Below are 21109 nucleotides of genomic sequence, written 5' to 3'. Positions count from 1 at the left end.
GCCAATACCCGCCGTTGGACGCTGCCTCGGAACGGATCTGCTAAAAAGGGCGTAACCTCTTGCAGCCACAGATCGATCCCACTGGGAATGGGAATTAAGTCCTTAGCTGGAGTGCGCCTGACCTCTCGCTGTCTGGTTTGGACAAATAAGTCAGGGAATTTTTCCAGCCAATAATCGTTGGTGCGAATAGTCTGAGGAAAGTTGATGGCAAGCGCTCGGATACTAACTGACTGCATGGTAAATGTCGATTTTAATTTATATTTTTGAATATTATTCTCATTAATTTTTAGAGAACATAGCTCGATTTTAAAAAATTATCTTGAATTAGGGGCTTGAGAGTCTGGGTAAGGACTGAGTATTGAGGTAGGGGAAATTCATGAATTGCCCCTACCTCAACGGTTGACGATCGTCACATAATTCTTGAAACCTTTATTATGCGGTCAATTGCTATCCTCGATCGGGGCAATCTTCTAGGAATGAAAAAATATCCTTTCCCAGTATCCTCTTTTGGTTTATGGGATACAAGGTCGATCTCGATCGATCGCTAGTCTGGATCGTCAAAACTATTATTGAGAATTTATATTAATATTAATATCACGATCTAAAATACAATTGCAAGAGTATGGCGATCGATTATCGATATGTTGTGACATCTGTGTTAATCCTCAAAATTTTTGCCGTGCGTATCTTTACAATTCTCTGGAGCGGGCAGATGGCATCGGCGATTGGGACGGAAATGACCCAATTTGCCCTCACGATCTGGATTTGGCAACAGACTCAGACCACAACAGCGATCGCGCTACTGAGTTTCTTCTTTTTACTCCCACAAATTGCGATCTCCTTATTGGCGGGGATAATTATCGATCGCTTCAATCGTCAAAAATTGATGATTTTTAGCGATGTCTGCGTGGGTGCATGTACGATAACGATCGGGTTACTGTACTCGATCGATCTGCTCCAGATCTGGCATCTGTACGGGTTAGCCGTCATCTACGGCTGTTGCGGACAACTCCAGGGGCTAGCTTTTTCCGCATCGATTTCGTCGATCGTGGACAGGAAACACTACAGCCGCGTCAGTAGTATGAGAATGCTCATCATGTACGGCGGGACGATTATCTCCCCTGCTTTAGTCGGTAGTCTGTATCCGTCGATCGGATTAATGGGCATCATCGCGATCGATCTGGCAACATTTATCATCGGGATTAGCACCGTGCTAATGGTGCGGATTCCGCAAGCCAAAAGTTCGCCAAGCGATCGGGGCGACGGTAAAACCATCTGGCAACAACTATTCTGGGGGATCGACTACATCCGCGCCAGACCGAGCTTAGTTGCCATTACCACCATCTTTTGCCTATTTATATTTGCCTATCAAACCGCCGAAACCCTATACCCACCGATGATTCTGGCACGGACGGGCAGCAATGCCCAAATCCTCAGTACCGTCGCAATCTCCGCCGGAATCGGTGGCGTAGTCGGCGCAGTAGTATTGAGCATCGTCGGCGGCGTACCGCGCCAAATTCAGGGGATGCTAATCGCCTTTATCGGTGTTGGCTTAGGCTCTGTGGTATTAGGTTTGGGGCAAACCCAAGCGGTGTGGATGGTAGCCCAATTTTTCGCCGCCTGTTGTATCCCACTCGCCTACAGTTCCACCGATGCGATCTGGTACACGAAAGTCGAACCAGCAGTGCAAGGACGAGTACTAGCCGCAGCCCATACGATCGGGTCGATCTTTGGTGCGTTAGCCAGTCTGGTGGCGGGAGTATTAGCCGATCGCATCTTTGAACCACTGATGAATTCAGGTAGTCCGATCGCTTTAGCCTTAGCACCGCTATTCGGTACTGGTCAAGGATCGGGGATCGCGCTCCTGCTGACAATCTCTGCGATTGCGATGGTATCGATCGGCATTGGCGGTAATGCTTTCCCCAACCTCCGCAATGCTCAAACCCTATTACCCGACTGCGATCGACCTAATCTAGATAGTGAGATAAACCCGATCGAGTAGATGGATGTTAAAATCGAACAGTGGCAGTCTAGTATCTTTGTAAAATTGAGCATTCATGGTCGATCTTCATACTGAATCAAATTTTCAAAAGGCGATCGAAGCCGCAGAACAGCTATCTGTAGATGAGCGGCTGGTACTTTTGGATGTTTTGCGACAACGGATCGGGCAGACTAAGCGGCAAGAATTGGTGTCTGAAGTGGCGGCGGTACGCGAGGAATATCGAGCTGGAAATGTTCGATTTGGTTCGGTGAGCGATTTTATGTCTGAGTTAGACGAATTATGAAAATTGGGTGGACACCAAGATCGAGCAGAGCTTTTAAACGTCTAGTCAAACGCAATCCCCAGCTACGGATATTAGTAGAACAGACTTTGCAACAAATGGGATCGGATATATATCATCCTAGTCTGAAGACGCATAAGCTAATGGGCGATTTAGATGATATTTGGTCTTGTTCGGTTGATTATAGTTACCGAATTTTGTTTGAATTTGCGATCGATCCTGAAACGGATGAAAGGGCAATTTTGCTGTTAAATATTGGTTCTCACGATGAGGTTTATTAATAGAGACTGATACGCACCAGTTTCTACGTCAATAATGACCATCTGACCGATATTACTGTCGATTTCTACAGTCTCACGAATACCAGCCTCGTATAATTCCATTGCCTGTTGTGCAACTTCTTCACTACTCAAAAGGATTGTTTGCATGATTGTTATCTACTGCGTGCAGTTTTTATATTATAGAAATTTTTGCCGCAGTCGCTCCCAATCGTTCTTGCAAGACGACAGCGGCTCATTGTTGTTCGCGAATCAGCCCGACTCTGAGGGCATCTACCAGCCCTAATAACTCGTATAGCTGTGGATCTAAGCTGGCTGTAAGCGGTACGGATGGATAGAGGGGAATAAGTGCCAATCCAATCTCTGTACCAGTCGGAAACGCCCAAACTAGCGAGTAAATGAGATTTTACTTAGTGCTGATACTCGACTTTGGCCATTTACGAGTTTGCTTCGTCCTTCAGATGATAATTTAGATGAATATTATCTATCTTTCAAGCTAAATCCCTGACGACACAATTGTATTATTTCTGCCCTAGTAAAGATCTAAAACTAGATTTTATATGGAATTCAATCAACATGTATTGCATATTGAGCCAGCTCGGTTAAAGTAATTTTTACTCGATCCAGCCGATCTTTTGCCAGCAGATCGTTGCTACTAGTTTTTAAATATTCTTCGAGATATTTAACCTCTATATGAACCAAGTCAATGCGTAATCTGTTAAGTAGATTCGGTGTTGCAATATTATGGTCTTCCCAATTTCTGATTTTAAACGTATTTTGATAATAAGGAATATCTAAAAATAAATCAGGATCGATGTTTTTATAACTAAGTAGATCGTTAAAGTCGTCAAGTAACTTGTGGTCGCTCTGATGTAGACGATCGAGCAAATTTTCAATATCAACAGTTGCCCCTCTAGCACTTTCTATTAAATCGAAAAAACTATCTTTTGCATTGACTCTAAATGCTAGCTCTTCAAATGAATGTTCTATGCTATTTAATCGCTCGACATTCTCCCAATACTTCTCCATCTCACTAACAAGCCTAGTCAATTCAGGCTCATCAATTTTAAAATCAGATTTCTCAAAAATAGATTCATGATTTAATTTGATACTAATGATTCTTTCAACTGGAAACTCGTTCACATCGTTAGTTTCTACATGATGTGGATAGCAGAGCAGCAAAAGATTCTTATAATCTCTTCTTTCTTCATCAGTTTGCCGTTGATTATATCTTTCTCCTCCAGGTGTAGCAGCTTCAATATGGCAAACTTGACCGATTAATTGATTTTTATGATTGACTAATGGTTGAACACAACCTGGAAAAGCACATTGGTTTCCCGATCGAGCAAATAATGCTCTTATAACCTCTAATTTAGGAGCCAGCCGTGTCATTTAATCCCTCACAACTCTCAACCTTCCAACTACAGCTAAAATGCACTATTTGCGCTCTAGATATCTTAAATGCTGTGATTAAGATTATACAAGTACTTGGGGCGCATCTAGCGGTTGTGGGAGGAGTTAAAAAGGATGAGAGAATTACTCCATCCCTAAACAAAAACAAATTGACTATGACTGTACAACATAAGCGAGAACCTATATCCAGATCTAGCAAAATGGACAACCAACTGTGAACAGTTTCGTCAAGCCACAACACTACCCGAATTGGTATTGTGATGCCCGATGAGCTATCAAGCTGGATGCTACATCAATGCACAGGTATCACGGTGAGTACTAGTACTCTGTGGAAATGGGTTGAGCGATATGGAGCTTCATCCAAGTCTCGATTAGAGGAAATGTAGGGTGGGCAGTGCCTAGCATGTTCATTCTGAACCCCTTATCCCATAAAACTTCACGTTCTGTCACGTCATCCAGGAAGCTGAGGTAAGAAGTCTTGTGGAGAAGCCAGTTCGACAATCGAGCCGGATTTCTCCAACAAATTCAAAGGTAACGGTACCTTTACCCAAATCTATCTTACCGATATATCGGTTCAATTTATCGGAAGTGGATCGGGACAGGTTTGAACGCAATAGGATCGACCTGCCCCTACGGATTTTTAGCTGTCAACTGATTTCAACACCAAATTTGTCAACATCGTATTCATCTTATTCACCGACTCCACATACTCATGCTCCGGTACTGACTCAGCCACAATTCCCGCGCCAGCGTTGAAATGAATCGTGTCACCGTACTGGTAAGCCGATCGAATGGCGATCGCTAAATCCGCTGTACCGCGACTATCGATCCAACCAATTCCACCCGCATACAGCCCTCGTGGTTCCGTTTCCAAGCGATCGATCCACTCCAATGCGGCTTGTTTATTAATTCCCGAAACCGTAATCCCAGGGAATAACACTTTCAACGCATCCCATAGTGTCTTATCGGGCTGAAGTTCGCCACCAACGCGAGATGAAAGATGTTGAACGCAGCGGTATTGCTTCACCTCCATAAAATCCAATACCCGCACGCTTTCCGGTACGCACAGCGCAGCTATTTCATCTTGAGCCAGCCAGATCGAAAGTGCGTGTTCCTTCACCTCCTTCGCATCGGTAAATAACTCGCGACTTAACTGCTCGTCTCGCTCTAGATTTTCAGATCGCGGACGAGTTCCCGCCAGCGGATTGGTGATCGCAAATCGATCGGCATCCACAGTCATCAAAATTTCTGGACTGAAACCCACCGCACTGACATCATCGAACTGAAAACAATACGATCGCGCTGAATTATTACTCTCTGTACCCAGACGATAGGTGCCCAAAAGATCCATCTGTCCCTTAACTTTGACCGATCGAGCGATAATAGCTTTATGCAAATGTCCGGCTTGAATTGCTGCCACCATTTCGCTCACTTTAGCTTGATAATATTCGCGATCGGCAAAATCCAGCGTCGGCGGGGTGGCGGTATAACTCCGCAGCGGGCGATCGATCGCCAGAGCTTCGATAATTTTGGTTAGAGATTTGACGCTTTTAATCCGAATCCCTTTCTCGGTAATCTGAAGTTCGGTTTCAGGAATCGAGAAATACAGTAAAGGTTGCTCGATCGCTTTACTATAACTCGAATAAAACCGCGCCATATCGAAACCCACGTAACCATAAGCCGTCCAATTTTCGATCGGTAATGATTCCAGCATTTGCTTTACCTGATGGAGCGGATCGCCGACAATCGATCGCGACTCGATTTCTCCTAAATAATTTAAAGTCACAGTATCAGTACTCACCGCAATACTGGCTAAGGTATTCCCCGCAATCCGCGTCTGGCGATCGCCCTCATACAGCATATAACTGGAAAATAAACCAATATCTAACAGATTTTGTAATAAAGATTGCGGATCTTTAGTTTCTGGGACGAACAATTCATGGTATGCGAGTGGCTGAGTGTCTGTGGAAAACATAAGTAGTTATTTAGTGGATAGTGGATAGTGAATAGTGGCTGTCAACGACTTCCAGTCGTTGCTCGTGTTGCGAAGTCCGCCTACGCGGACTAAAAGCTGGGACTACAGATCATCTCTAGAGACTGGCTCCTCCCCTGCTTGGTGCGCTTAACCGTCGGGGAACCCGACGAGCGCGCATCCGCTTTATAAGGGGAGGTTGGGAGGGGTAAAGATGTGTAGCAGTAATATATGGAATTGGTATAATTTCCCAGTCCGCGTAGGCGGACTTCGCAACATGAGCGGCGGTTTCAACCGCGCGGCTCCTAATCGCGCGGTTCCTAACCGCATCGCTCAGTTTTCAACAATGCTTGACGATGGACCTTTCCCGTCGGCGTGCGCGGTAGCGCGTCCAAAAACTGGATACTTTTGGGAACTTTGAATGGGGGCAATTGTGCCTTAACCGCTTGGCGGATACTGCGTTCTAGCTCGATCGAGGGTATGAATTCAGCTTTGAGACTGACATAGGCAATTACCTGAGTCAAATCTTCATCACTCGGTACCACCGCCGCATCTAACACGCTTTGATGCTGGAGCAAAATATCCTCGACTTCAAACGGAGAAACCCACATCCCATTGACCTTAAAAAAGTCATCATTGCGTCCCATGAACCGAAAATAACCATCGGCATCACGCACATATTTATCCCCCGTCCGCATCGTCGTCCCATATAGAGCCGATCGCGTTGCGGACAAACGGTTCCAGTAACCCAGCATCAGACTCTCGCCCGCTACTTCTAAGGCTCCAATTTCACCATCTGGGGCGGTGAATCCGCGATCGTCTACCACGCGCACATCATAACCGGGCACAGGACGACCGGAAGTGCCCGGACGGCATTCCCCTGGTCGATTAGAGAGAAAAATATGCAATAACTCTGTCGTCCCGATGCCTTCGCAAATCTCCAGCCCATACATTTCTCGCCACTTGAGCCAGATTGTTGGGGGCAGTTGTTCGGCGGCGGAGAGGCACAATCGTAATGAAGTTGGATCGAGGGGGGCAATCTCATCTACGGATAGAATGCCAGCATAAATACCTGGAATGCCAAATAATACCGTCGGTCGGTAAGTTTGAATATCGGCAATGATATCAAAGGCATTCGCCGCATCGGAGAGAATGGCAGCCGCACCTACGGACATCGGCATGTACAATGTATTCCCCAATCCATAAGCAAAAGGCATTTTGGCAACAGAATAGATGATGTCATCTGCCTGTAAGCCGACCAACTCTTTGCCATAACTTTCGGCACAAACTACCATGCTCTGATGCAGATGGATCGCGCCTTTCGGTCGTCCGGTACTGCCAGACGTATACAGCCAGAATGCGGGTTCTTCACGATCGGTTTGTACCCAATCGACTGATTCATCCTGTTGGCTCAGTAGGGAGATTAAGGATCGATCGCCATCAATTTGCACAACGTGTTGCAAGAATGGCGACTCGTTGGCGGAGCCTTTCTGCTGAGGCAGACGCTCCGCGAACGGAACGAAACTCGTACCCAGCCGTTCCAACCACGATCGATCTGTCACCAATACTTGGGCGCGACAATCTTGGAGAATATACTGCACGTCTGCTAACGTACAAGCCGTATTAATCGGGACTGGTATAACTCCCAACCAAATCGCTCCCCAGAAGGCAAACACGAACTCTGGCGTATCCGGTAATAAAATCGCAATCCGCCGTTCGCGATCCATGCCCAATCCGGCCAACAATTTAGCCATCCGGCGCACCCAACTATGCACTTGAGCATAAGTGTAAGTATCATCGCGGTAGTAAATAGCAATGCGATCGCGCCGATCTGGGGCTAAATTAGCTTCGAGAAAATGAGCCGCCACGTTAAAGATATCGGGCAAGCTGGTAGATATAGTTTTCATTTTAAAATTTCTGGCGATCGAGAACTAAACTGGCAATTTAAAATTACGCAGATCGAGCTGGCAAGGGTGCGACTACCATCTGACAAATTTCTGCCAATGTGATATCTTTGCGCGTTCCTAGCTTGAGATCGAGATCGAGTTCGCGCTTCAATTCTAGGGAAAGTTTGACTGTCTCTACAGAATCTAGCCCCAAATGTGCGTGGATGAGGGTGTCTTCCCCGAGCGTGTCTTCAGGAATGCCCAAACCGACCAAAATCGCTGTGAGCGTATCCATTACCGTTAAATTGTTTCTTCGATTTCCTGACATGGCGCGTGATTAGTTTAAATTTTGGATTGTAAATTATGGATTTGGATTAGCATTGACTCTAAATCTCACTAGGCATAACAATCTAACCCGACATCGAACTGCCAAAATTCTGTCATCAATCGGCAGATGAGATTGGGAAAATGTGGGACTATTAGAAAATCGCGGCTTGGAGCGTTAACACCAATATTTTTTGCGACCAACTGGATCGGGTACTCTCGCCTATTGCGAATTATTTTTAATAACTACGAAGAGTCTATTACATTTCCTTGGTTTTTGGCAAGTATGTTCGAGCGGTTAATTTAGCAGCCATAATTGCCAAACAACCGATAGAAGTGGCTGTACTTACTTACAGATAGTGTTTTCAACCCGATCGCATACTTTGATTACCATTTGAAATTAGGCTCGATCTGCCACATCGCTTGGCGATTGTCGCCAGTATCCAACCCCAATTTTAGTAAATAGGCGATCTATTATTTGCATATAATTATCATGATTTTGAGATCGATCGCTCTTATTGCCGCGCCGCAAGAATCCTTTGAATCTTAGATTAACGGTAGTTCAAGAATTTAGATTCTAGCTTTTTTGTGTCTAAACCGTTCGTCGGTCGATCGGTAGTTACTTAAATAGGACTTGCTGAAAAAGTCTTTAAAATGCGAGCGAGCGATATTAGATCGCATGAAGTACTAGACGACCTATGAGTCTAGCTTGCTAAAATCCACAAACAGGCACTTTCGATCGATTGCACGAGCGCATGAGCGTATGTGGAGAGTAGAACCCGCTTATCGTGTCCGGTTTGTGGTTTGTTCGGCAAGAGCGATCGGATTTGCACCCTCATATAAGGCGTGGGAAATACCTGAATGTCTGAGATTATAAGGAACCCGGTACTCGATCTTGCAGCTAGCTAGGATCTTTTTCCACGCTCTAGCCCTGAATCGGCGATCGTCGATTGCCAATCCTTTAGGGCTAGGAAATACTAGATCGTCCGATTGAGGCTTGAGGCGATCGAATTTATCTGCGAGCATCGATCGTCCGCCAGGGGGTAATTGAATGGTGCGAGATTTACCTGTCTTAGTCCCTTTCTGGTTTTGATGACCTCGGCTGATAATTTCCCCAATCCACACGGTAGAGAAGTCAGCCGCTAGATGTTTCCATCGCAGCCCAGCAGCTTCGCCAAATCGACAGCTAGTGGAAACCAGAAAAATCACAAAATTGGTGTAATGGTAATATTGGGAATGATTAGCAAAGGCTATGAGAATGGCTTGCAGTTCGGGAATCGTGAATGTTTTTTTCTGTTTGGGCAAACTGAAGCTGTAGTGCTTGGCATCGTGTGTAAACCTACTCAATAGGCTCTTTCCGCGCTTTTCGACGTGCATAAAACAGTGGGTGAAATGGTGGGCGATAGACCAGCCAAACCAGCACGTAATTTCCTGTGAGTAGACGCAGAAATAAGGCTGTTAGGACATGATTTGTTTCCTAAAAGCCTTACCAGCAGTATGTATCAACAAAATGGACGTACGCCGACTCGAACGGCGGACCTCATCGATGTCAACGATGCAGCTCGTTTCTTGAAAGGTAAACAATGTAAAGCTTCTAGCTCTACCGAGAATTAACGTGGGGCGAAACGTGGGGCGAAACCCTCATTTTAGCCGCTCTAAAGTATAAGTTACTACCATTGGTAGCATTAAATTAACTTGCCAAAGAACAAGATTTTACCGAAGGCTAGTAGCACTCCGCCGACGACTGTTACAGTTACCCCGATCGTGATACCGCGCTTGGCAAACTCACCAGTTGAGATCCGCTGGTCGAAACCTTTCATTTTCTCATCGAAGGCTTTAAACTCCCCCTCGACCTTGGCAAAGCCTACCCGCACCTCTTCACGGAGTCCTGTAAACGATGCTGTTAGGTCGGCGATCGCCTTGGTGTTGGCTTCAGTTGCCTTTGTGACTGTTTCGATCGCTTTGGTATTGGCTTCTGTTACCGCAAATAGTCGATCGATCTGCTTCTGAGTGCTGCTTGAAAGATCTGAGATCTGCTTTTGAGTGCTGCTGGCGAGACTGTCGATTTGTCCCTGAGTCGTGGCATTCCCCGCCGCGATTAAATCCTTAATTTCTCTGATGTCGATGTCTGTTGCTGATGTCATAATATTCAGTAAGTAACTTTGTTTGCTTCGATCGCGCTGCTGATAACAGTCCATCGATCGATCTACCCCTGACCTTCATCGGTTGGGGGTATTTCGATTATAAGGTGCTGTGGCGTATTTCAAGTAACCTACAAACTAGTAAAGTGTCTCTCCTCTCTCTCAATAAAAAAATGAATATTTAGGGAAAGTTAATTTACCCTGCATACTATACACTGCCATACACTATCGTTACAGGGAGAGGGTTTCAGGTATACATTCAGGGGGTACACGGGTATACATAGGTATGCACGGGTATACACTAATCACCCCCCAATCGCATTCAATCCGCTGGCTACAGTTCTAATTCGGCTGACGGATGCCTTATCTAACGCTGTCCCATCCTGCTTGTGTAGTCCAATCGCTACCAAACTTTCGGCTAAGGCTGAATTGTCTTTCGGATGTTGGGCGATCGCGTCAATCACTTTACCCACCAGCACCGAATCGTTCGCCAGCTTCTTGTAGAAACGCCGATTATCGGCTGTTACCCAATCGGGTTCACCTTCCGGTTTGGACTTGGCAGAGGGCAGATTCATCTCAACTTGAACGGGTTTAGCGATCGTCTCTGGAGTTACACGATCGCCAAGGGCTTTTTTACCTTCACAATTTCCCCCTGTAAATTGCGAGCAAATTCTGATACTTCCAATAGTTCCGAACGTAGTTCCTCGATCGATTCCAGCTTGCGATCGATGATGCCCTTCGCCTGTTCTTCATTCATTAAGCCACGCCGCTCGATGGATGTCTCGACTATCCTGTCTACGTCCGCTGCTGAGAGTGCAATACTAATCGCCGTCTCCTCATCGATTAGCTCTCTTTCGTCTATGTAGTTGCTAATTAGCTTCTCTATACCCGCAATATCTATAAATGGTGGCAATAGACTCTCTATATTTACTCCCATTGGTGTCCCTGCGGGTATCCGCTCAATAGAATCTCTGTAGATGTCTATAGAGTCAGACTCGATGTATCGATCGATAGCTTGATTTACTAACCACCCCATCGATAGGCTGTGCCTTCTGGCTAAATCGGCGAACTTGGTGCGCTTATCTCCCTCAATTAATACCGAGAGGATCGGTCTGCTATTTTTTGCCATGTCATGTATTCTCTACTGATGTTATCTATTGTACCTCATTATTTATAGAGAATATCGGTAGATAAGTATTAGATATGTAGAGCGTCAATACTTATAATCGATTCATATAGATATTATCAGTAGATTCTATTGACATACATACTCTGCTGAGTTATTCTATAGATATGGATACGGACAGCCAACCGCAAGCCTTCAAGTTAACCAACTGGCCCATCAATGAGAAAGCGATCGCCTCTCCGCAAAAAGTAAGCGATCGCCCTCACATCCAACTCAACTAGAAAAGGATACTCAAATGTTAAACCAAAATCACGATTCTATTTCAACTGCTATTCGCCTCGAACGCTCGCATATGGGTATTCAAGCCTTCTTGAGCGACAAGCTTATGGGTGTCATCGAGACTTTTCCAGCTTGGGGCTTAGATATTCTGCCTGCTGGCGTTGGTGAGACTGACGAGGTTTTCGTTACCAATAACCAACCCTACCGCCTCTTAGAGCAAGCAGTAGCCGCCGTTACTGCCGAATACTTGGTTCACGGACGAATCGAACTCCCTGACTACTTCTAAGCCTTTAGTAGCCAGCATTCACCCGATTCGGTGAGTGCTGGCTAGCAATCCCCCGATATTAATCGGGATATCCACCTCAAACAACTCACCATCACTAGTTTCAACATGAAAACCATCACAGATTTCGCATTTTTAATCGAGCGTAACAAAGATGTTACTTTGTATCAACACGCTTCAACCCTTCAGCTTTTTCAGACGATTAATCAGACGGACGGCACGCTAGAGTTGCTTATTTTCCAGGGAGGCGTGTGGTTTTCTGAAGGCTGTGGCTCTATGGCGACGATAGCGGACATGGCTGCCAATCCCCAATAAAGAAATAGCGATCGGGTATTCCATCTCGATCGCTACCCCCAAAATTAAACACCCCTCGATTATCCCTCATGAAATATTTACCACTAGTCTTAGTCCTGTTTGCCCATCCAGTATCGGCACTACCCGCGCAGTCCGATCTCAATCTCTCCATCCCCCAAGCCCCAACACCCAAAGCCTTAATATCCAGCGATCGACTCTCAACCCTTGCGGGGGAGAGCTGCCAAGCAATTCGGCATGGGGTGGAACCAGAATTTATCAAGGGTGCAATTATTTACCAGGGCATTATCGCCAGTCCTCGCCGTACATATCGCTACTCAGAGGCGCGTAAGTTGGCTTTGGAGATCTACGCCCAAAGTGTTGCTAAGTGCCAGCTACCCACTACTACCGCCACCAAATAGGAGCAAGAATATATGACGAGTAAAATTCTCGATTTTGGTAACGCCTTCCTCAAGTCTGTTTGCACTGGCGACGACACGATCGACATCAAACCATCCTGTCTCTACTACCTGACTAACTCCGACATCCGTAACAAAACCAAGGGCAATGAAGCTAGTCCCCTCATCCGTACCTCAGACGATCGCCAGTTCCTTCTAGGTGATGCCGCCGCTAGTTTCGGTGGTGCTAATAACTGGAGTCTGGACTCTAAGCTGTCTGTTATCCGTGAGGGTTTGTATGCTTCATCGCCAGTCTCCCAAGCGATCGATCTCTTGATGGTGTGCGTACCCGATGCCTCGATCGATATCGATTTGTCTAACCTCTTGGGACATCATTCCTACCATTACAACGATCGCCAGATTCAGATCGACGTTAGCGCGATCGAGATTGTGGATGAGTCGCTAGGGGCGTTTAAATCGGCTCACAGCCACTTATTTAACTATCCCGATGAGAATAACGTCGTCATCACTTGCGGCGGCGGTACGGTTAACCTTGTGGTTTACAACGGCGGCGGTAACATCATCCATCGTGGGGTTAGTAAGGATCTAGGAATGGCAGCTCTCGCCAAATCGATCGCCACAGAGTTGAAGGCTCAATTTAATCTCTCTACTACTCCGAAAGTCTCCCAAATTATGGCGGGAATCGCTTCAGGCGTTTACAATTTGCGCCCCCATAATTTGGACTACTCCCAACTGTTTGAAGCCGCTCGAAGTGACTGGAAAGGGCAATTCAAACAGTTTGTGAATGACAATCTCTGCGATGTCGATTACTGCGAATTTGTAGTAGTTGGCGGTGGTGCCGAATTACTAAAGAGCGATTCAATAACCCCTGGTATCCACATTCCAACTAACAGCCAGACTTACGCGATCGAGGGACTAATGTATGAGCAAAATTAGCCTAACAGCCCAACAAAAAGCCATCCTCAACCCCATCAAAGAGCGCGGCGGGTATTCAACAATTACGGCAGTTGTAGGGGCTTTAATTGCCATTTATGGCGACGATCTACTGTGGCGGGTATCTTTACCTCCTGCCAGTACATTACCCGTACCGATCGATACACCATCAAGTCTTAATAGTGCTTTAACCCAAAGCCCAATTAATGCACCTTTAGATCCAAACAATGCACCAAATCGCCCTAATAGTGCTTTAACACAAAACGCTGTTAGTACATCAACAGTGCCAACTACTACACCATCACTACCCAAGCGGACTAAATTCGATCTCTGATCGATTGTTGTTAGAAACCTATGGCAAATAACCCAACCAGATTGAACGTTAACAAGGCGCAAATACCACTAATGAATCGATGTTTATCAGCGTCGTCTCTCCCTACCCGTTCCGCTCTATTCTCCCACTTCTTAGCCTTGTACGGTGAGGACTATATCAGGCGCTTTGGGGTGAATGAGAACCTACCGGAACCCATTTTAGGGGAACCCCACAGGGACGAACGGAACCCAATAACAGGGATGATGGGAAGCCCTATAAACCCCGATCGCCCTCAAAAGGTATCTAAACCCGCTGTTTCTAGCCAAAATAACCCCATCGTAGAGATTATCTGTGAGTAACCACCATGAAAGAGAAATTCGACAAATTACAATCAGCCGCCGTGTCAGGTTTTGCAGTTATCAGCATCGTTAGTATCTGCATCCAACCTGCAATAAAGATAGTAAAATCTGGACTCTATGCAGGTTATCAAGAAACCGGAATTCATCAGATGTTATTTACAAATCCAGCACCAAAACAACGCGCCAAGAAGAAATAAGTAAACCGTCACACCCCATCGCTCTTGGTGGGGTTAACTTCGATGAATACTAGAACTCAGAATATTATCAGCCTCTCGACTAATTCAGCAGTCATTGTTGGAAGTCTAGCGATAAGCAGTTATGCCTATTTCATCACCCCTCAATTGGCAGAATTCCAGCGAATAGAAGGGCGATTAACGATCGCGATCGCATTGGCGGTAGGGGTTAAATTCTTTCGTGCTTACCCATACTATTTATCAACCCTTAGCACCCTCGCGCCTAGTACTTGGCGATGGCTGTTATTGGGTCTAGCTCTCGACGGTTTCGATCTGGCAGTGTTGGGGTATATGTTCAAGCTCAAATTGTCGATCGATTCGGCTTTAAGTGCGATCGTTTGTCTCTGTGGATATTCAGGCGCATGGGCGATCGTCACCATGCTGGCAGACTTGGGACTTAAACCAGTCAAGCGCAAGCGGTTCTACTCTCAATGGTTCGCGGGTAAGTCTGTCAAGCCTAGAGCCACATTGGGAGATGTCTCCGTAATCGATCGGGGTGAGCTACCTAATGACTACCAGGAAGTAGATGTGAACCCAGTCGATCGCACCACTATCGATCCTGGCATCATCCGCAACCTCTTAGGGGATAGCATGAAATCCACTTTCTTCTGTGGCATTCAGGGGAGCGGGAAGGGGTTTCTAGTCTCTCTGCTGGCTGCTGAAGCTAGACGACAGGGACACAAAACCTTTCTACTCGATCCCAAGGGTGATGATGATGAGAAATCACTTTGGGAAGGTGCTGTTAACCGCGTGAGCCGCTTTATCGGCAGAAAGGAAGAATCACCCGAAACTTATGTAGAGAAGGTAAAAGGGGCAATTAAAGCCTACTGTGACTATGCCGAATTTAACGGTAAGGCGAAATACACGATCCTCATCTTTGATGAGTTTTCATCGGCAGCGGGGAAATTTGCCAGCACTAAGAACGATAAATTATGGCTGGTAAATGAGATCGAGGATTTGGTGAAGTTAGGCGACGCGGCGGGGATCTGCTTGTGGTTAGTTGCTCAAACCCCGCATTGTAAAAATGGCATCGATGGGAGTCTATTATCGTCCCTACGCCGCATTATTATCGCCAGTGAGGACAATTTAGCCCAGCTTCAAAACTGGACTAACACCGCGTTTATGACTGGGATTTCGCTCGATGACTGTTCTCAGATGTGCCAAGCGTCCCCAGTGAACCGCGCTGTTTATAATTCGACCACAAGAATATGGTACGCTATGCCGAGGCTAAGGCAGGGTGAGACTTATTTCGATCGGGACTCTCGCTCGATGGTTGGGGCTGAGTTGAATTGATGAAATCTTCTCGCGCTCGATCGCCACCACTGGGGAAACCCACTTTCTCATGCTAAAAACCCCGACAGATTCCCACTTTTACCGAAACAAACACATGATTACTTCCACCGAAAACACATCTAAAACTTATCAAAAATTATCCCATGAGGTTGCAGTAATCAAGAATTTATCTCACATCATCAACAGCGAAATCGAGCGGATTACTAAACCTGAATTGAACCGGATTCAGGCTCTAGCCCCAATAATTAGTCGATTGTTGGAGGAACTAGAAGCTACTGCTTCCAAATCACAACAAGAAGATTTATCCCACGAAGTCGCTACGGTTAAGGATTTGTCACACATTCTTCTAAGCGAAATCGAGCGGATTACTAAACCTGAATTGAACCGGATTGAATCTCTAGCTAGTAACATCAGCCGATTACTTGAAGAATTAGAAGAGAAGTTTTAGGGAAAATAAATAGACAAAATAGTTTCGCTTGTAAGCAGCAAAAAACCCGCCCTGACAAACCAATCAGGACGGGTTTTTTGCTAGCTCCAAATCTTAAGCCGATCGCAATCTCCGACAGATATCGCCAACGCTTGAAGGCTTAAATGTTCCCCCTCTTTTTGGTTTGAGATTTTTTTGATTGAGGTAATCGGCGATCGACTGGTAGCTCTTTCCCGACTTGCGATGTTTGCGGATAATCTCAATATCTCGGTTAGTAGAATAGCTAAGATGTATGTAGAATAAGGGTTTAAGAGTAAAATAGTCCTTGAATAACTCCGATTTCGCTCTAGCCAATGAGCGGTTAACGTCTCAGCATTCCTCTACCATCCAAAGGCTCCCGATAGAGAGAATCGTAAACCTCGTTTGTAGCGACTGCTAGACAAGCTACCAAATGCCCTTCAATGCGATCGGGATTGGTTTCATCGGCTAGGGCAAAATCAATCTGGTCTAACCAATCATCCGCTATCAGCTTCTTTTCCCGCAACGCACAACTCAGCTTATACAGATGCTCTTTGGGTTGTGCTATTTCTCTTTTTTTTGGTCGTCTTCCCTTGCCCCTGACGATGAGATTTTCCCCCAGCCAGCGAGCAAGCACTTCGTTATCGATCGACAGGAAACCGTTGATATTATCCCCTTGCCTACTAAACGGGAATAAGTTTTCAACCGCTGGGGTAAGTTGTTCTGCGAGTTCTTGTCGATCGTTGATGTTCTCAACCAGATATTTAACTGTTAGCAATTCGGATTCTTTATCGAAGCTCAATCCTACAAAACAATTTCCGTGGTGATCCGCCGAAACAACAATTAGATTTTTCATGGTTACTAACTTCTGGCTACAGTGCCTTTGAATGCAGTTTTCTTGAACAGGAATGGGCTTACTTCTAGTGCAAATGATAATGCCATTACAATATCATCATGCTTGCCGCTCATGGCTTCTAGTCGTTTACCCTTGCGTTTAAATGATAACATTTCCTCAATAACTGGGCTGTTTTTTGGCAATAATAACTTCCCCATTTCCAGCAACATGTTAATCTTTCCAGCTCCCATAATCTTACTGTCTTGAGTGGTATTAATGCCTACAAGCTTGGCACTAGGTAAGGCTTGCTTGAGTTGTTCTAGATAAATTGCTCCGATCGAATTAGTCTCGATGCCAACTCCTAGCGGTTTGTATTTGGTAATTAACTCGACGAGTTGGAAGATATCGAACTCGGTACTCTGTTTGCGCTTGCGGTACAAGTCCACCATCGAGTATTCCTGTTTCTCTCGATTCCATTCGATGACTACACCAACTGTATAATCTTCACCACCAGACGCGCTATCGATGCCCACAAAATAGCTGCAAGTACCGACCACTGACTTTTCCAGTGTTTCTAGTAGTGTTGCCGCTCGAACCAGAATCGGACTGAATACGCCTTCCTCGCTGTCTGTGAAGCTGAGGTCATACTCTTGTCTAACATCAGCTTCTGGTAGCCCCGTGGATTCTACAACCCGCTCTAGATAATCATCTTGTGCCCCATAGATTGGGTGTGCTTTCCAATGGATGAGAATTTTATTCCATCCCTTTGAGTCATGCCAAATCTGCACGGGATTAGCGATCGAGGTACGGACATCTTCACAGAGTTGGAGCAAGTCGATCGCCCCATTATTGCTGTTGAGCTTGTCGAAATACCAGCCCGCTTGACCATTTGGGGTAGACAGCACAACGATTCTAGCTTTTTCCCCTAACATGCTGGTGGTCGGGATAGCTGACTTGAATATCTCCTCTATATCTTCGATAAAGGATGCTTCGTCAAACAGGATATCCGAGACAGACTCTAAACCCCGACTACCGAACGCGGTGGAATTTCTAAATAGAATTCTCCCACCACTGGACAGCTCTAGGTCGGTCAGCGAGTCAGTGACAGGGGTAACGTACTCAGCTAAACTCTCTACCATCCGTCGCAGTCGCTTGGCGATATTGCTAGTATCTGACTGGGTTCTGGAGAAGATCACCGCTAAGTAACCGCGCTTGGTGCAAGCTTTCCAAAGGAAGTAATTTGAGACACTTTCGGTCAACCCTAGTTGTCTACCCTTGGCGCAAATCGTGGTTTTGGATTGCTCGATCGACCGGATGACCTGAAGCTGAAAGTCATAGGGATCGAACTTTATCACTCCGTCGCCCGAACGGATGTCACACAGCCGCGCAAAGTCCACCCAATTATTCGGCAGCGGCTTAGTCCTGGTGATACTTCTACCCGCAATCTTCAGCCGATTGTTTGGAGTGATGAAGTCTAGATTACTCAGCATCTACAACAACCTCCGAGCGAACTTCTAGGGGTTCATCACGATTGAGGGCATCGATCGGATCGACTATTTTGAACCCAGCGCGGGTGACTCTCTCGATCGCTTGGTTTAAGTCCTGAGCTTTGATGTAGTTATCGCCGCCCGTTAGATAGGTTTTCCGAGCGGCTAGCGATTCCATCTGCTTAAGGAAGGGCGCAACTTTGGGATCGTCATCCCTAAATGTCGTGATTCGTCTGGAAATATCGATGGATAAGTTTTCGATTTTGTCGAGTTCTTCAGCGATCGCCTCCAAACCGTGAGTCATGGCTGATGCGATCAGCTCCTCTTGGATAATGCCCACATCTTGCCTGATTTGTTCGGGGGAGAGGCTGTAATCCCTAATGGAACTAATATGTTTTGCAATGTAGGTGTATGGCTTTCCAGCCGATAGAAGCTCGATCGCAATTTTCCGGTCATTCGCGAGCTGAAATTTGTTTCGCTTGTTTCGCGTATCGCCGCTTGTATTGCTTTTTGTAACAATGCTATTCACAAGGCACCCTCTCTACTCAACTTTTCATTAATTTAGCTCGATCGCATCAGCAATCAGCTTTAAATATTCATCGTTAATCATCGAATCTGCCAGCAGGAACACCCGCCAGCCGTTAGCCGCTGCCAAACACAGCTTCTCGTAATCCTTGACTAACCCAGTACCGCCGCTGTGTCCGCTCCGTCGCATCCACACCCCGCCCTGAATCTCGATCGCTACTTTAGATTCAAGGTGGCAGAAGTCCCAACGGTACCGACGCGGGGGGATGAAGCGATATTCGGAGTTTAGATCTATATCGGGGTAGAGATCGACCCACAAATCGGCGAATCTTTGCTCTAGATGGCTCATGCGACACCCTCCCGATCGGCTAGTGGCTTCCACTCATCGACTTTATACTTGCTCCATCCGTGATGATATCCGAGCTTCTTACCCAAGTACTGCCACGCTTCCAGCGGAGGTTTAGTCTCAGATTCTAGTAGTCGGTACGCGCACCAGGCGGGTTTACGATCGTACAATTCTCGATCGAATAACAGTCTATTGCACCTGTCGATCCAAAAGGATAATTCGGGGGTGAGTTCGATCGATCGGCCCACAATCTCGATGAACTGGGTACCTGTTGGGGTGAGGTCAATGATGACTTCCACAACCTCACCCGTATCCTTGTCCCGAACTAGTTTCGACCGTTCCCGCTGCTTTTTCTCAATCCCGTCCAGCGTCCACACCCGCAAATCATCTGGCATTCCCAGCCGCTCGTAATTGCCAGCCAAATCGATGATGATGGCTCGATCCTTCCCTTCACACGGTCTGAGAGCGCGTCCGACCATCTGTAAGAATCTGCTGAGGGATTGGGTAGGTCTGGCTAGTATCACCCCATCGAGCGAGGGAATGTCCAGACCTTCATCGAATAGGGCACAGTTGGTTAGCACCTGAATCTGTCTATCCCTGAATTGAGTCATGACATCCGCTCGTTCCCCGATGGGGGTGTTCCCGTCCAGATGGTGGGCAATAATACCAGTGGCTTTGAAGTGTTCGGCGATCGCGATCGAGTGTTCCACATTGATGCAGAATATCACCGCCTGTTTGCCCTCTAGATAATCTCTATAGGACTTCACTACATCACCCGCTAAACCAGCAACGGGGTTTGCTCTGGCGACATCTTCAGTCTTAAAATCTCCCTGACGTTTGCCGACATTCTCGACTGACATCGATCGTTCGCTGGCGAAGTATTGGTAATTTGACAGGCTACCAGAGGCTATAAGTTCGGAAACGGTAACACCACAGATTAACTCGTCGAAGATGCCTCTAAATCCTTTCCCGTCTAATCGGATTGGGGTAGCAGTTACGCCCAATACCCGCGCGGTGGGGTAGCGATCGAGAATGGTTCGGTAAGTGCGAGAAGTTGAGTGATGGGCTTCATCGACGACGATTAGATCGAACTGTGGGCAATGGTTCAGGCGACGGGTGAGGGATTGAACCGATGCAACTTGAATATCTCGCTCGTAATTGGTGGGGTACCCCGCTTTGATGATGCCTACGGGGTCATTAGTGAGAATTTCCAACTTATCCCCCGCTTGCTTGATTAGTTCCTCTCTGTGCGCTAATACGAGGCATTTTAGACCGTTCTTCATCGCGTGATGTACGACGGTGGAGAAGACGATCGTTTTACCGCCGCCTGTTGGCAGTTGAGCGAGGATCGATCGGCTGCCAGCGAACCAGGCGCGCTCGATGCGATCGAGCAATTCGGTTTGGTAGGGGCGTAATTGGTAGCTCATCTAGACTACCTCCAAAAATTCAGGGAGTACCCACTTTTCAGATTTGTCATCTAAAATTATCCGCGCATACAATCCCTCTTTTCCCTTCTGAGTTGCGATCCGCTCAATTTTCCCGTACATCCCACAATTTGGGATGTGTACCCGATCGCCAGCTTTCGGAGCTTCCTTCGCTGCTGTTTTTAGCTGGGAGTGTATACTAGTGCATACCTGTGTAGGGTC

General features: G+C 46.4%; 27 protein-coding genes and 1 pseudogene. 11 read left to right on the top strand and 17 right to left on the bottom strand.

Translation table 11 applies throughout. The features are described 5' to 3' along the window. A pseudogene (locus RMO52_RS08820) lies at window positions 1-236 on the bottom strand (3-oxoacyl-ACP synthase); the annotation flags it as partial. A 410-nt stretch (window positions 237-646) separates the two neighbouring features. Between RMO52_RS08820 and RMO52_RS08815 the strand changes: the two are divergent. Genes RMO52_RS08815 through RMO52_RS08805 form a run of 3 tightly spaced genes read left to right on the top strand, consistent with a single transcriptional unit; the run spans window position 647 to window position 2563 of the window. Further along, complete coding sequence (locus tag RMO52_RS08815; RefSeq protein ID WP_310413035.1) at window positions 647-2002, top strand: MFS transporter; 1356 nt, start codon at window positions 647-649, stop codon at window positions 2000-2002. A 55-nt stretch (window positions 2003-2057) separates the two neighbouring features. Further along, on the top strand, window positions 2058-2285 hold the full coding sequence (locus RMO52_RS08810) for a hypothetical protein (protein ID WP_310413032.1): 228 nt from the start codon (window positions 2058-2060) through the stop codon (window positions 2283-2285). Beyond that, window positions 2282-2563 (top strand): type II toxin-antitoxin system mRNA interferase toxin, RelE/StbE family, encoded by a 282-nt coding sequence (locus RMO52_RS08805; protein WP_310413029.1) that lies wholly within the window; start codon window positions 2282-2284, stop codon window positions 2561-2563. The genes RMO52_RS08810 and RMO52_RS08805 overlap by 4 nt, the downstream gene beginning before the upstream one ends. On the opposite strand, the gene RMO52_RS08800 is transcribed toward RMO52_RS08805, so the two are convergent. The 9 genes from RMO52_RS08800 to RMO52_RS08760 all read right to left on the bottom strand — a co-directional run bounded on the left by RMO52_RS08800 (window position 2531) and on the right by RMO52_RS08760 (window position 11425). Further along, the gene (locus tag RMO52_RS08800) at window positions 2531-2710 is read right to left on the bottom strand and encodes a hypothetical protein (RefSeq protein WP_310413026.1); all 180 of its coding nucleotides are present in this window, start codon (window positions 2708-2710) and stop codon (window positions 2531-2533) included. The genes RMO52_RS08805 and RMO52_RS08800 overlap by 33 nt on opposite strands. A 417-nt stretch (window positions 2711-3127) precedes the next feature. Next, entirely contained in the window at window positions 3128-3952 is an 825-nt protein-coding gene (locus RMO52_RS08795) for a hypothetical protein (RefSeq protein WP_310413023.1), read from the bottom strand. A gap of 661 nt (window positions 3953-4613) precedes the next feature. Further along, window positions 4614-5948 carry a salicylate synthase gene (locus RMO52_RS08790; protein WP_310413020.1) on the bottom strand — a complete coding sequence of 445 codons (1335 nt, stop codon included), beginning with the start codon at window positions 5946-5948 and terminating at the stop codon, window positions 4614-4616. Window positions 5949-6265: 317 nt separating this feature from the next. Continuing rightward, complete coding sequence (locus RMO52_RS08785; protein ID WP_310413017.1) at window positions 6266-7852, bottom strand: benzoate-CoA ligase family protein; 1587 nt, start codon at window positions 7850-7852, stop codon at window positions 6266-6268. A gap of 43 nt (window positions 7853-7895) precedes the next feature. After that, window positions 7896-8126 (bottom strand): phosphopantetheine-binding protein, encoded by a 231-nt coding sequence (locus RMO52_RS08780; protein ID WP_310413014.1) that lies wholly within the window; start codon window positions 8124-8126, stop codon window positions 7896-7898. A gap of 812 nt (window positions 8127-8938) precedes the next feature. Then, on the bottom strand, window positions 8939-9532 hold the full coding sequence (xerC, locus tag RMO52_RS08775; RefSeq protein ID WP_309742367.1) for a tyrosine-type recombinase/integrase: 594 nt from the start codon (window positions 9530-9532) through the stop codon (window positions 8939-8941). A gap of 308 nt (window positions 9533-9840) precedes the next feature. Continuing rightward, window positions 9841-10353, bottom strand: coding sequence for a hypothetical protein (locus RMO52_RS08770; protein ID WP_310413010.1), 513 nt, complete (start codon window positions 10351-10353; stop codon window positions 9841-9843). 248 nt (window positions 10354-10601) lie between these two features. After that, window positions 10602-10871, bottom strand: a complete 270-nt coding sequence (locus tag RMO52_RS08765) for a hypothetical protein (protein WP_310413007.1) — start codon at window positions 10869-10871, stop codon at window positions 10602-10604. Window positions 10872-10906: 35 nt separating this feature from the next. Beyond that, window positions 10907-11425 carry a hypothetical protein gene (locus RMO52_RS08760; RefSeq protein ID WP_310413004.1) on the bottom strand — a complete coding sequence of 173 codons (519 nt, stop codon included), beginning with the start codon at window positions 11423-11425 and terminating at the stop codon, window positions 10907-10909. Between the two features lie 292 nt (window positions 11426-11717). On the opposite strand from RMO52_RS08760, the gene RMO52_RS08755 reads away from it, so the two are divergent. The 8 genes from RMO52_RS08755 (at window position 11718) to RMO52_RS08720 (ending at window position 16273) form a co-directional block, all read left to right on the top strand. After that, entirely contained in the window at window positions 11718-11987 is a 270-nt protein-coding gene (locus tag RMO52_RS08755; RefSeq protein ID WP_310413001.1) for a hypothetical protein, read from the top strand. 105 nt (window positions 11988-12092) lie between these two features. After that, window positions 12093-12299, top strand: coding sequence for a hypothetical protein (locus RMO52_RS08750; protein WP_310412998.1), 207 nt, complete (start codon window positions 12093-12095; stop codon window positions 12297-12299). A 68-nt stretch (window positions 12300-12367) separates the two neighbouring features. Continuing rightward, window positions 12368-12697 carry a hypothetical protein gene (locus tag RMO52_RS08745; RefSeq protein WP_310412995.1) on the top strand — a complete coding sequence of 110 codons (330 nt, stop codon included), beginning with the start codon at window positions 12368-12370 and terminating at the stop codon, window positions 12695-12697. Between the two features lie 12 nt (window positions 12698-12709). Next, complete coding sequence (locus tag RMO52_RS08740; RefSeq protein WP_310412992.1) at window positions 12710-13630, top strand: hypothetical protein; 921 nt, start codon at window positions 12710-12712, stop codon at window positions 13628-13630. Continuing rightward, window positions 13617-13961: a hypothetical protein gene (locus RMO52_RS08735; protein ID WP_310412989.1), complete on the top strand. Its 345-nt coding sequence runs from the start codon at window positions 13617-13619 to the stop codon at window positions 13959-13961. The genes RMO52_RS08740 and RMO52_RS08735 overlap by 14 nt, the downstream gene beginning before the upstream one ends. A gap of 343 nt (window positions 13962-14304) precedes the next feature. Then, on the top strand, window positions 14305-14496 hold the full coding sequence (locus tag RMO52_RS08730; RefSeq protein ID WP_310412986.1) for a hypothetical protein: 192 nt from the start codon (window positions 14305-14307) through the stop codon (window positions 14494-14496). A 42-nt stretch (window positions 14497-14538) separates the two neighbouring features. After that, window positions 14539-15825, top strand: a complete 1287-nt coding sequence (locus RMO52_RS08725; RefSeq protein WP_310412983.1) for an ATP-binding protein — start codon at window positions 14539-14541, stop codon at window positions 15823-15825. A 94-nt stretch (window positions 15826-15919) separates the two neighbouring features. Further along, window positions 15920-16273, top strand: a complete 354-nt coding sequence (locus RMO52_RS08720) for a hypothetical protein (protein WP_310412980.1) — start codon at window positions 15920-15922, stop codon at window positions 16271-16273. Window positions 16274-16366: 93 nt separating this feature from the next. On the opposite strand, the gene RMO52_RS24650 is transcribed toward RMO52_RS08720, so the two are convergent. The 7 genes from RMO52_RS24650 to RMO52_RS08690 form a co-directional block, all read right to left on the bottom strand. After that, complete coding sequence (locus tag RMO52_RS24650; RefSeq protein WP_396134925.1) at window positions 16367-16606, bottom strand: recombinase family protein; 240 nt, start codon at window positions 16604-16606, stop codon at window positions 16367-16369. Between the two features lie 7 nt (window positions 16607-16613). Beyond that, window positions 16614-17126, bottom strand: a complete 513-nt coding sequence (locus tag RMO52_RS08715) for a hypothetical protein (protein ID WP_310412976.1) — start codon at window positions 17124-17126, stop codon at window positions 16614-16616. Between the two features lie 5 nt (window positions 17127-17131). Then, window positions 17132-18595 (bottom strand): terminase large subunit domain-containing protein, encoded by a 1464-nt coding sequence (locus RMO52_RS08710; RefSeq protein WP_310412973.1) that lies wholly within the window; start codon window positions 18593-18595, stop codon window positions 17132-17134. Continuing rightward, a complete protein-coding gene (locus RMO52_RS08705) occupies window positions 18585-19121 on the bottom strand; it encodes a hypothetical protein (RefSeq protein ID WP_310412970.1) in 537 nt (178 codons plus the stop codon). The genes RMO52_RS08710 and RMO52_RS08705 overlap by 11 nt, the downstream gene beginning before the upstream one ends. Window positions 19122-19148: 27 nt before the next feature. Next, the gene (locus tag RMO52_RS08700; protein WP_310412967.1) at window positions 19149-19466 is read right to left on the bottom strand and encodes a hypothetical protein; all 318 of its coding nucleotides are present in this window, start codon (window positions 19464-19466) and stop codon (window positions 19149-19151) included. Further along, the gene (locus RMO52_RS08695; protein WP_310412964.1) at window positions 19463-20890 is read right to left on the bottom strand and encodes a DEAD/DEAH box helicase; all 1428 of its coding nucleotides are present in this window, start codon (window positions 20888-20890) and stop codon (window positions 19463-19465) included. The genes RMO52_RS08700 and RMO52_RS08695 overlap by 4 nt, the downstream gene beginning before the upstream one ends. After that, on the bottom strand, window positions 20891-21109 hold a 219-nt coding region (locus RMO52_RS08690; protein WP_310412961.1), incomplete at its 5' end, for a hypothetical protein.

The organism is Chamaesiphon sp. OTE_8_metabat_110, assembly GCF_031382685.1.
In the GTDB taxonomy this organism is placed as follows: Bacteria; Cyanobacteriota; Cyanobacteriia; order Cyanobacteriales; family Chamaesiphonaceae; genus Chamaesiphon.
The sequence above is the reverse complement of the archived record's forward strand: the minus strand, read 5'-3'. Positions and strand labels throughout refer to the sequence as shown.